10 protein-coding genes are annotated in these 10,443 nt (G+C 72.6%); 4 read left to right on the top strand and 6 right to left on the bottom strand.

Annotated elements, in window-relative coordinates:
- Positions 1-798 precede the first annotated feature (798 nt).
- The 3 genes from ACIRRS_RS34880 to ACIRRS_RS34870 all read left to right on the top strand — a co-directional run bounded on the left by ACIRRS_RS34880 (position 799) and on the right by ACIRRS_RS34870 (position 3,566).
- A complete protein-coding gene (locus tag ACIRRS_RS34880) occupies positions 799-1,272 on the top strand; it encodes a hypothetical protein (protein WP_402979859.1) in 474 nt (157 codons plus the stop codon).
- Positions 1,273-1,414: 142 nt separating this feature from the next.
- Positions 1,415-1,603, top strand: a complete 189-nt coding sequence (locus ACIRRS_RS34875) for a hypothetical protein (RefSeq protein WP_402979856.1) — start codon at positions 1,415-1,417, stop codon at positions 1,601-1,603.
- A 325-nt stretch (positions 1,604-1,928) separates the two neighbouring features.
- On the top strand, positions 1,929-3,566 hold the full coding sequence (locus ACIRRS_RS34870) for an alkaline phosphatase D family protein (protein WP_402979853.1): 1,638 nt from the start codon (positions 1,929-1,931) through the stop codon (positions 3,564-3,566).
- A 74-nt stretch (positions 3,567-3,640) separates the two neighbouring features.
- Here ACIRRS_RS34870 and ACIRRS_RS34865 read toward each other — a convergent pair whose 3' ends face one another.
- From ACIRRS_RS34865 to ACIRRS_RS34850, 4 genes are all read right to left on the bottom strand, one after another.
- On the bottom strand, positions 3,641-4,855 hold the full coding sequence (locus ACIRRS_RS34865) for a sugar ABC transporter permease (RefSeq protein WP_402979850.1): 1,215 nt from the start codon (positions 4,853-4,855) through the stop codon (positions 3,641-3,643).
- Positions 4,852-5,652: an ATP-binding cassette domain-containing protein gene (locus ACIRRS_RS34860; RefSeq protein ID WP_402979847.1), complete on the bottom strand. Its 801-nt coding sequence runs from the start codon at positions 5,650-5,652 to the stop codon at positions 4,852-4,854. The genes ACIRRS_RS34865 and ACIRRS_RS34860 overlap by 4 nt, the downstream gene beginning before the upstream one ends.
- A 40-nt stretch (positions 5,653-5,692) precedes the next feature.
- The gene (locus tag ACIRRS_RS34855) at positions 5,693-6,793 is read right to left on the bottom strand and encodes a sugar ABC transporter substrate-binding protein (RefSeq protein ID WP_402979844.1); all 1,101 of its coding nucleotides are present in this window, start codon (positions 6,791-6,793) and stop codon (positions 5,693-5,695) included.
- Positions 6,794-6,940: 147 nt separating this feature from the next.
- A complete protein-coding gene (locus ACIRRS_RS34850) occupies positions 6,941-7,864 on the bottom strand; it encodes an AraC family transcriptional regulator (protein WP_402979841.1) in 924 nt (307 codons plus the stop codon).
- Positions 7,865-7,996: 132 nt separating this feature from the next.
- Between ACIRRS_RS34850 and ACIRRS_RS34845 the strand changes: the two genes are divergently transcribed.
- Positions 7,997-8,917: an MBL fold metallo-hydrolase gene (locus ACIRRS_RS34845; RefSeq protein WP_402979838.1), complete on the top strand. Its 921-nt coding sequence runs from the start codon at positions 7,997-7,999 to the stop codon at positions 8,915-8,917.
- Between the two features lie 46 nt (positions 8,918-8,963).
- On the opposite strand, the gene ACIRRS_RS34840 is transcribed toward ACIRRS_RS34845, so the two are convergent.
- Positions 8,964-9,329, bottom strand: a complete 366-nt coding sequence (locus ACIRRS_RS34840; protein WP_402979835.1) for a hypothetical protein — start codon at positions 9,327-9,329, stop codon at positions 8,964-8,966.
- Positions 9,330-9,495: 166 nt separating this feature from the next.
- Entirely contained in the window at positions 9,496-10,401 is a 906-nt protein-coding gene (locus ACIRRS_RS34835; RefSeq protein ID WP_402979832.1) for a neutral zinc metallopeptidase, read from the bottom strand.
- Between the last annotated feature and the right edge of the window lie 42 nt (positions 10,402-10,443).

Below are 10,443 nucleotides of genomic sequence, written 5' to 3'. Positions count from 1 at the left end.
CGACGACCCAAACAACCCCACCACCCCAAACAACACATCCACCAAAGAACCCGCACCCGAACCCGAACCCGACACCACCGGCCACAACCCAGGCTCCGTGGCCTCCTCCCCCGACACAGTCCCCGTCTTCACCAGACCACCCCGACCAGCACTCATCGCCAACAACATCCTCAGAGAAAGTAGGAACACCTGAAAGAAAACTGCACGTGCACGAACACGCACAGTCACGCGGCAGGGACACGCCACTCCCACCATCACCCACCCGGGAGTCCGGCGCCCAGTCCAGCCAGAGGATCAAAGAAACTTCTCACGAGCCGTACCGCAAACCCGTCGCAGTCACGACAAAGCGGGCACGAAACGCAGGCCGGACCGGTCCAAACCAAGCCCGCACCCTAGTCATCGAACCCACCTCCGAGGTGACCGGCAGCCGACCAGTTGCCCTCGTCCCGGCCACCAACCCACCACAATCCGTAACAGCAGACCTCCCGAGTCCCACCCGTCACACCCAGCGGTCACTCAGGGAGATGTGACTCCTGCGACACGAGGTCGTGGAAGCTCTCAGAGACCTCTCAGATCACCCCCAGGACCGCCCCTCCGGGCCGAACGTCGCAGGCGAACGGGCCGGGCACGCACGATCGCCGCGTGCGCGATCCCCGTACGCGGGAGCGGGGCCCGAATCCGTTCGCCTTCGTACCGACTGCGGACGAAGCGCCGCCGTTTGTGAGGCTCCGGGAACGGCCGGGTTCCCGGGCGCCCACCGGCTGACGGCCGGCGTGTCGGTTGTGGCAAGCTCGGGGCGTGATGATCACCGACGACGGGCTCCCCGAGCGTGAGCTGGTCCTCCGGGACGGCCTCGACCCCGCCAACGTCGCGCGCGCCCACCGCGCCGCCCTCGAGGTCCTGCGGTACAACCTCGACACCGTCCGCATCGACGCGCTCAGCGACCGCCCCTGGCCCGAGACCGTCGCCGCCGCGCACCGCAGAGCCCTCGCCCTGGGCCGTGCGCAGGCCCGGGCGGCCGGGCGGTTCCGCGGCGACCCGGCGACGGGGATCGGCATCGACCCCAAGGACGACGGGCAGTTCGCGCTGCTGCAGGCCCTCGCGCCGCACACGATCGGCGCCGAGGGCTGGCGCGCGGAGCGGCTGATATTCAGCGCCTGCGATTCGGGCTCCTCGCTCTGGCTGGCCGTCACGGTGCGCCAGCACGAGCTCCTGGAAACCCGGTTGCGGGCCTACTGCCTGCCGGAGACGGCGTTCTCGGTCCTTTTCTGAGAGGACGCTCCGCACCGCACCGGCCGCGCCGGCACCACCGACTCCCGCTGCACCACGGCCGATTGCGTACTGCCGAGCGCGCGTCCGGACCTGTCAGGCTTGGGGCCGCCCGAACACCCACCTCACCAAGGGAGCCCCACCCATGAAGCCCACCCGCGTCCTCGCCACGGCCGTCGCCGCACTGTCCCTGGCCGCCGTCGCCGGTCTGGCGACCGTCGCCGCCGCCCCGAACTCCGGTCAGCAGCAGGCCGGTTGGGGCGCCTGGCCCACCTCCTCGGAGCACACCGTCACGACCGCCGCCGTTCACGGCGACGACAGCTACTGGGGCTGAGCCCGGCTACCCGGCCCCGTCGCCCGCGCGTGGGCGACGGGGCCGCCGCCGTCCCTACGAAGGCTTGACCGTTCCCGCCCCGGCTTGACCGTCCCCTTACCCCGGGCGGGGGTCACCGGCCCGATGACCGGCCGCGCAACCCCCGGAAGAGGAGGTTCGTCCGTGGTCGTCCGGGTTCGACGGAAGATGCCGGACCTTCACATCTCTCCCATCAGATGCTCACCCCGCCGACCGAACCCCGACCCCCGGCGTACGGGGCCGTCCACTCGAATTCCTTCGCACACACCCCCCTGGGAGCCCCAGCAGCGAAGGGATCCACCACCCCATGACCCGCCCCGACGCCCGACCGTCCCCCGACCGGATGCTGCGTGAGGCCGCCGCGCGTCTGGACCGGCGCCGCTTCCTGACCGTCACCTCCGCGGCGGCCGCGCTCGCCTTCGGCGTCAACCTGCCCTCCGCGCAGGCCGCCGACGCCGAGTTCGCCCCGCAGGTGCTCAAGGAGAACCCCTTCACCCTCGGCGTCGCCTCCGGCGACCCGCTGCCGAACGCCGTCGTGCTGTGGACCCGCCTGGCGCCGCGTCCGCTGGAGCCCGGCTTCGGGCTGCCGCCCGTCGGGTCGGTGCGGGTGGGCTGGGAGATCTCCCGGGACGAGCGGTTCAAGCGGGTGGAGCGCCGGGGCAGTGCCCGGGCGCACGCCGAGTTCAGCTACTCGCTGCACGTGGACGTGGACGGCCTCCAGGCCGGGCGCGAGTACTGGTACCGGTTCACCGTCGGCTCCTGGACGAGCCCCGTGGGCCGCACCCGCACCGCCCCGGCGCGCGGCCGCCGCCTGGAGAGCGCCCGGCTGGCCGTCGTGTCCTGCCAGGCGTACGAGGACGGGTACTTCACCGCCTACCGCCACCTCGCGGACGAGGACCTGGACGCGGTGTTCCACGTCGGCGACTACATCTACGAGTACGGCATCGACGCCGTCGGCGGCGACCGCAGGTACACCGACCGCACGCTGCCCTCCGAACTGAACCACGAGACGGTCTCGCTGGAGGACTACCGGCTGCGCTACTCGCTCTACAAGAACGACCCCGACCTCCAGCACGCGCACGCCGCCCACCCCTGGTACGTCACCTGGGACGACCACGAAGTCGAGAACAACTACGCCGCCGGCATCCCCGAGAAGAACCAGGACCCGGTGCCCTTCGTCGCCCGCCGCGCCGCCGCCTACCGCGCGTACTGGGAGAACCAGCCGCTGCGCCTGCCGCAGCCGCGCGGCACCGAGCTGACGCTCTACCGGCGGGTCCACTTCGGCCAGTTGGCGCAGTTCGACATCCTCGACACCCGCCAGTACCGCGACGACCAGGCCAACGGCGACGGCTGGAAGTACCCGACGCCCGAGTCCGAGGACCCGAAGCGCACGCTGATGGGCGCCGCCCAGGAGCGCTGGTTCGCCGAGGGCCTGCGCCGCTCCACGGCGACGTGGAACGTGGTGCCCCAGCAGGTCGTGTTCTCCCGCCGGAAGAACACCACCGCCGAGCGCTCTAAGCTCTCCATGGACGCCTGGGACGGCTACCCGGCCGCCCGCGAGCGCTTCCTGACGGCCGTCGACCAGGCGGGCACGAAGAACCTGGTGCTGCTCACCGGCGACGTGCACGTGGCCTACGCCTTCGACGTGAAGCGGAACGTCGACGACCCCGCCTCCCGTACGGTGGGCGTGGAGCTGGTCGGCACCTCGATCAGCAGCGACGGCGACGGCGAGGAGCGGCCGTCCGACTGGGCGACCATGATGGCGGCCAACCCGCACCTGAAGTTCTTCGACGCCCGGCGCGGCTACACCGTCGTCTCCCTCGACCACCACCGGGCCCGCGCCGACCACCGGGTGCTCTCGCACATCACCCGCCCCGGCGGCACGCTGTCCACCGCCTCCTCCTTCGTCACGGAGGCCGGCAACCCCGGCCTGCACCCGGCCTGACGGAACGCCGGCGGCCCCGGTCCCGTACGCGCTCGGGCGTACGGGACCGGGGCCCTCCGCATGCCCTCAGGTCCTCATGTTCGGGAGGAGGCGGCGCGGCTGCGGCGGGAGACGGAGTCGAGGACGACGGCGGCCAGCAGCACGGCGCCGGTGATCATGTACTGGATGGCCTGGGCCGCGTGGACCATGTCCAGCCCGGTGGTGATGCTCTGGATGACCAGGATGCCCAGCAGCGCGGACCAGGTCTTGCCCCGCCCGCCGAACAGGCTGGTGCCGCCGATGACGGCCGCGGCGATGGCGCTCATCAGGACGTTGCCGCCGCCCAACTCCTTGTCGGCCGAGCCCTGTTGGGAGGCGTAGAAGAGCCCGCCGAGCCCGGCGAGGAAGGCGGAGAGCATGAACACCGAGATCCGGACCCGGGCCACGTCGATGCCCGCCCGGCGCGCGGCCTCCACCCCGCCGCCGACCGCGAAGACCGTGCGGCCGTAGCGGGTGCGGCGCAGCACGAAGTCGGTGGAGACGACGACGGCCAGCAGCACGACCAGGGACAGCGGCAGCCCCCGGTCCTGGTTGAGCACCCAGGCGGCGGCCAGGGTCGGCACGGCCAGGGCCCCGGCGCGCAGGGCGAGGTCGGCGGTGGCCCGGGCGGGCAGTCCGGCGGCGGCGCGGCGGCGGGCGGTGCGCAGCTGGGCGAGGAAGTACACCGTGGGGGCGAGGACGGCGAGGGTCCAGGCGTAGGCGATGTCGCCGTCGCCGAGGTAGGTGGAGTCGAGGCCCGCCACGATGCCGTCGTGCGGGTTGTTGACGGTGCCGGTGTCGAGCACGTACTCCTGCAGGCCGTTCCAGGCGAGCATCCCGGCGAGGGTGACGACGAAGGCGGGGACGCCGACCTTGGCGAAGAGCAGGCCGTGCAGCAGGCCCATCGCGGTGGCGGTGGCGAGGGCGACGACCAGGGCGAGCCACTCGGGCAGGCCGTGGCGGGTGGCGAGCACGGCGCCGATGGCGGCGGTGGCGCCGGCGACGGAGCCGAGGGAGAGGTCGATCTCGCCCAGGATGAGGACGTGGACGACGCCGACGGCGATCAGGCCGGGGCCCGCGATGAAGCGGGTGATGTTGGTGAGGTTGTCGGACTGGAGGAAGTGGTGGGTGACGGCCTGGAAGACGATCGCGATGATCACCAGGCCCACGACGACCGGGACGGCGCCGAGTTCACCGCCGGTGAGCCTGCGGCGGGCGGCGCCGAGGCGGTCGCCCCACCCGGGCAGGGCGGGGGTGTCGGGGGTGGTCATGCGGCCTCCTCCCCGTCGCGGTCGGCCCGGCGGGCGCGGCGGCGGGTGTGCGCGTTGTCGGTGGCGCCGGTGATGGCGGCGACGATCTGCTCCTGGGTGGTGCCCTCGACGGGGAAGACCCCGTTGTTGCGGCCCAGGCGCAGCACGGCGACGGTGTCGGCGACGGCGGCGACGTCGGCCATGTTGTGGCTGACGAGGACGACGGCGAGTCCGCGCTCGCGCAGGCGCTCCACCAGGTCGAGGACCTGGGCGGTCTGTTCGACGCCGAGGGCGGCGGTGGGCTCGTCGAGGATGACGAGGGCGGGCTCGCCCAGCAGGGCGCGGGCGATGGCGACGACCTGGCGCTGGCCGCCGGAGAGCGCGCCGACCGGGGCGCGCAGGTCGGGGATGCGGATGGAGAGGGTGTCGAGGAGTTCCCGGGCGTGCTGTTCCATGGCGACGTCGTCGAGGAGGCCGTGGCGCCGTTTCTCGCGGCCGAGGTGGAGGTTGGCGACGACGTCGAGGTTGTCGCACAGGGCGAGGTCCTGGTAGACGGTGGCGACGCCGAGCTCGACGGCGTCCTGGGGCCGGGCGAGCCGTACGGTCTCGCCGCGCCAGTGGATCGTGCCGGTGTCGACGGGGTGGACGCCGGCGATGGTCTTGACGAGGGTGGACTTGCCGGCGCCGTTGTCGCCGACGAGGGCGAGGACTTCGCCGGCGTGGACGGTGAGGTCCACCTCGGCCAGGGCCTGGACGGCGCCGAAGCGCCGCGAGACCGCGCGCAGTTCGAGGACGGGTGCGCCTGTCACGTGAACCATCCTGGGGGTAGGTCGTCCGTGGGTGGCCGTCTGGCCGGGGCTACTTGAGGCCCGCGGCGGCGCAGGCGGCGGCGTAGTCGGCTGTGCAGACGTCGGAGGCCTTGTAGAGGCCGTCGGCGATGACGGTGTCCTTGATGTTCGCCTTGGTGACGACCTTGGCGTCCAGGAGCTTGGCCGGGATGCCCTTGTCGGTGGAGCTGTCGACGGTGCCGGAGGCGACGGCCTTGACGTCCTTGCCCTGGGCGAGGTCGACGGCGATCTCGGCGGCGTAGTCGGCGAGCGGGCGGTAGGCCTTGTAGACGGTGAAGGCCTGGTCCCCGGCGACGATGCGCTGGATGGCGTCGAGCCCGGCGTCCTGTCCGCCGACGGGGACGTTGACGCCGGCGCCCTTGAGCTGGGTGATGATGGCGCCGGCCATGCCGTCGTTGGCGGAGTAGACGGCCTGGAAGCCGTTCTTGCCGAGCTGGGTGACGGCGGCGGAGATCTTCTGGCCGGCGACGGTGGGGTTCCACTGGCCGGACTGCTCGTAGACGACCTTGCGGATCTTGCCGTCGAGGACCTTGTGGGCGCCGGTCTTGAACTGGGCGGCGTTGGGGTCGGCCTCGTCGCCGTTGATCATGACGATGTCGGACTCGGCGGCCTTGGGGCCGAGCGCGTCCAGGAGGGCCTGGCCCTGGAGTTCGCCGACCTTCTCGTTGTCGAAGGAGACGTAGGCGGAGACCGGCCCGGTGGCGAGCCGGTCGTAGGCGACGACCTTGACGCCCTTGTCGGCCGCCTCCTTGACCCAGCCGCGGGTGGAGTCGGCGTCGTACGCGTCGAGGATGATCACCTTGACGCCCTGCGTGAGCAGGGTGTCGAACTGCTGCTTCTGCTTGGCGGCGCTGCCCTCGGCGTTGCTGTAGAGCACCTTGCAGTCCGCGCACAGGGCCTTGACCTTGGCCTCGATGAAGGGCCGGTCGAAGGACTCGTAGCGGGTGGAGGAGGCGTTCTCGGGCAGCAGCAGGCCGATGGAGGCGGGGCCCTTGTCGTTGGCGGCGGTGTCCTTCTTGTCGCCTCCGGCCTTTCCGCAGGCCGCGCCGGTGAGGGCGAGGGCGGCGGCGGTGAGGGTGGGGACGACGGCGCGGCGCAGTGTGGCGTTCATGGGCAGGTGCCTCTCCCTGAGTCCGCCGCGGAGGGATCGCGGCGAGGTGCAGGGAGTCAATCCTGATCGTGCTCATGACGTCAATAAGTAAAACCGGACCGGTCGAAAAGACTTTCCGTCCGTCACCTTCGTGAACACTGACGGGCTTCAGGACCTGGGCGCGATGCCCGCGGCGACGCGGTAGCGGCCGGGGGTGATGCCGAACTGGCGCCGGAAGGCGGGCGAGAAGGTGTACTGGCTGCTGTAGCCGACCTTGCGGGCGACGGTGTCCAGGGAGTCGGTGCCGCGCTTGAGGAGGGTGGCGGCGCGGGTCATCCGCCACCAGGCGAGGTAGGTCATCGGGGCCATGCCGGTGCGGCGGGTGAAGCGGCGTACGAGCGTCGCGCGGGAGACCCCGACGTGGCGGCCGAGTTCGGGGGCCGTCCACTCCCGGGCCGGGTCCTCGTGGATGACGGCGAGCGCGGCGGCGACCACCGGGTCGGCCAGGGCGGCGGCCCAGCCGTCCGCGTCCTCGCGGGTGGTCCAGGCGCGCACCAGGTAGACCAGCAGCAGGTCGACGAGGGCGGGCAGGGCGAGCGCTCCCCCGGGCCGGTCGGCGGCGACCTCGGCGCCCAACAGGTCGACGGCGCCGCGCAGTTCGGGGTGGCGGCCGTCGCGGGTGGAGAAGTGGAGGATCTCGGGGAGCCCGCTCATCAGGGGGTGGGTGACGACGTTGTCGAGGCGGTACTTCCCGCAGAGCAGCTCGGCGGCGCCGTCCTGCGGGCCGTCCACCTCCTTCGGGGCCCGGAGGGTGTCCAACTCGGGCAGCCGCAGGGCCTGTTCGGGGGGCAGCTCGCGGTCGGCGAGGGCGTGTCCGCTGCCGCGCGGGAGGAGCACCACGTCGCCCGCGGCGAGGGGCAGCGGCGCGCCGCCGCCGTCCGGGAGCAGCCAGCAGGAGCCGGCGAGCATCACGTGGAACCCGGCTCCGGTGTACGGGGGCAGGTGTGCGCCCCAACGGCCGCTGACCTTCAGGCGGTTGGAGGCGGGGGTGCCGGTGCGCACGGCGGTGATGGCGTCGCTGACCACATCCATGCGGGCCATGGTAGCCGGTGCGGGTGAGCCGATCGCGTATCGGATGGAGCATTTCGAGCATTGAGCGGCTCATCCGGCGCTCCTAGGCTCGACGACGAAGGACGGAGAGACACCTACGCCGAGGAGGCTGCTGTGGAACGGTTCACGCTGGGGGACGTCGAGGTGCTGCGGGTGCTGGAGTGGGAGGGGCCCTTCGCCCCGGCCGCCGCCCTGGTGCCCGAACTGACCGAACGGGCCTGGACGGAGGGCGCCGGCCTGGCGCCCGAGCACTACGAGGCGGGCGCGTACGTGGGCGCGCTCCAGACCTGGGTGGTGCGCGACGGCGAGCGCACGGTCCTGGTGGACACCGGGGTCGGGGACGGCCGGGAGCGGCCCTCCACGCCGATGTTCCACCGGCGCGAGGGCGGGTTCCTGACGCTGCTGGAGCAGGCGGGGGTGCGGCCGGAGGACGTGGACGTGGTGGTGAACACCCACCTGCACGCGGACCACGTCGGGTGGAACACCCGCTGGGACGAGGGCACGCGGGACTGGGTGCCGGCCTTCCCCAACGCCACGTACTACCTGCCCGCCGCCGACCGGGAGTTCTTCGACCCGGCGGCCGCGCACCCCGCCCGTACGGCGGCGGACGGGCCCGGGGCGGCGAAGTGGGCGGAGTGGGACCTGGTGTTCGCGGACAGCGTCGCGCCCGTCCTCGCCTCCGGGCAGGCGGTGGAGTGGTCGGGATCGGTGCGTCTGGGCGACGCGCTGGTGCTGGAGGAGACGCCCGGGCACACGCCGGGGTCCTCGGTGCTGCGGGTCGACTCGGGCGGCGAACGGGCCGTGTTCGTCGGGGACCTGGTGCACTCGCCGGTGCAGCTGGCGCACCCGTCCTGCTCCAGCTGCTTCTGCCTCGACCCGGTGCAGGCCGCCGAGAGCCGGCTGCGGGTGCTGGCGCGGGCGGCGGAGGAGGGGGCGCTGGTGGTACCGGCGCACTTCGCGGGGGCGGGCGCGGCCCGGGTGCGGCGGGCGGGGGCGGGGTTCGCGGCCGACTGGGCGGTGCCGGTGGGGAGTTGATGGCGTGCCCGCCGCCCCCTGAGCGGCGGGCACCCCTGACCGTTCGTCAGGGACGGTCGAGCGTGATCGAGTTGATCGGCCCGAGGTCGTACCGGACGCCGTTCTGCGCGGCGATGTCGTAGACGCAGTCCGTGCCGCCGGAGCCCCGGCACAGGTGCGCGTGGGCGCCGCCGGACTGGTTGTTGAGCACCCAGTGGTTGCCGTACTGGTTGTGCAGCGGGTGGGCGCCGTAGCTCCAGAAGACGTCGCTGGGGCTGGAGGCCGGGTCCTGGTTCTGCGGGTAGACGCAGACGGCGCCGTACGGGCAACCGGCCCAGGAGCCGTCCGCCGCGTCGGCGGTGCCGGCGGCGGCGGTGGTGAGGGCGGCCGAGGCGAGGGCCAGGGCGGCGAGGGCGTGGGTGATCCTGCGCATGTGAGGGTTCTCCCTTGCTGGTCAGGGCCCCTGACGGGGTCTCCCCGGGGCCTGTGCCCGCCAGCCTAGGAACGCGGAGGCGGCGGTGGTCCCTGACATCTGTCAGGGGCCACCGCCGCCGGGCCGCGCGCGGTCGTGCGCGACCGTCAGGGCTTGTGCGCGGCACTCAGAGCTTGGCGGCCGAGAAGGTGTCGCACTGGCCGAGGTCGCCGCTGCGGTAGCCGGTGGTGAACCAGGCCTTGCGCTGGTCGGAGGAGCCGTGGGTCCAGGCCTCCGGGTTGATCTTCCCGGTCGCCTGCTTCTGGATGCGGTCGTCGCCGACGGCCGCGGCGGCGTCCAGGCCCTGGGCGATGTCCTGGTCGGTGAGGGCCTTGATCAGCGGGCGGCCGGTGGAGGCCTGCGGGGTGGTGGTGGCGTGGTGCGCCCAGACCCCGGCGTAGCAGTCGGCCTGGAGCTCCAGGCGGACCGAGCCGCTGGAGGCGCCCTGGCGGTCGCTGCCGACCTTCTGCATGGTGCCCAGCAGGTTCTGGATGTGGTGGCCGTACTCGTGGGCGACGACGTAGGACTCGGCGAACGGGCCGCCCTTGGCGCCGAAGCGGGTGGAGAGCTCGTCGAAGAAGCCGAGGTCGAAGTAGGCCTTCTGGTCGCCGGGGCAGTAGAACGGCCCGACGGCGGAGGTCGCGGACCCGCAGGCGGTGGAGACCCGGTCGGTGAACAGCACCGTCTCGGCGGGCTTGTACGCCGCCTTGGTGCGCTTGGGCAGTTCGGCGCCCCAGAACTCCTGGAGGCTGTTGGTGACGGCCACGATCCGGCAGTCCTGGCGCTTGTTGGCGTCCGCGCCGGTCTTGCAAGCCTGCTGCACCTCGCCCGCGCTCTTCACCGTCGAGGAGCCCGTACCGCCGCCACCGCCGGAGGAGAGGCCCAGCAGCTTGGGGTCCACGCCGAGGAGGACGGCGAACAGCACGGCGATCAGGCCCACCGCGCCGCCGCCGATGGCGACCTTGCCGCCCGGGATGCCCCGTCTGTCGTCCACCTGTGAGGTGTCGAGATCGCCCTGGTCGTCGAACTGCATCGCCGCCGCCTACCTGCCGTTTCCGTCGCTGCTCACGGGTCG

The organism is Kitasatospora sp. NPDC101183, assembly GCF_044767945.1.
Classification (GTDB): domain Bacteria; phylum Actinomycetota; class Actinomycetes; order Streptomycetales; family Streptomycetaceae; genus Kitasatospora.
Note: the sequence above shows the minus strand (reverse complement) of the source record. Positions and strands in the feature narration are given on the sequence as shown.

What these genes read in the sequence shown, in the direction of transcription:
- ACIRRS_RS34860 (WP_402979847.1), bottom strand. Translation starts at nt 5,652, where the DNA reads ATGGTTCACGTGACAGGCGCACCCGTCCTCGAACTGCGCGCGGTCTCG.
- ACIRRS_RS34865 (WP_402979850.1), bottom strand. Translation starts at nt 4,855, where the DNA reads ATGACCACCCCCGACACCCCCGCCCTGCCCGGGTGGGGCGACCGCCTC.
- ACIRRS_RS34855 (WP_402979844.1), bottom strand. Translation starts at nt 6,793, where the DNA reads ATGAACGCCACACTGCGCCGCGCCGTCGTCCCCACCCTCACCGCCGCC.
- ACIRRS_RS34850 (WP_402979841.1), bottom strand. Translation starts at nt 7,864, where the DNA reads ATGGATGTGGTCAGCGACGCCATCACCGCCGTGCGCACCGGCACCCCC.
- ACIRRS_RS34840 (WP_402979835.1), bottom strand. Translation starts at nt 9,329, where the DNA reads ATGCGCAGGATCACCCACGCCCTCGCCGCCCTGGCCCTCGCCTCGGCC.
- ACIRRS_RS34875 (WP_402979856.1), top strand. Translation starts at nt 1,415, where the DNA reads ATGAAGCCCACCCGCGTCCTCGCCACGGCCGTCGCCGCACTGTCCCTG.
- ACIRRS_RS34835 (WP_402979832.1), bottom strand. Translation starts at nt 10,401, where the DNA reads ATGCAGTTCGACGACCAGGGCGATCTCGACACCTCACAGGTGGACGAC.
- ACIRRS_RS34870 (WP_402979853.1), top strand. Translation starts at nt 1,929, where the DNA reads ATGACCCGCCCCGACGCCCGACCGTCCCCCGACCGGATGCTGCGTGAG.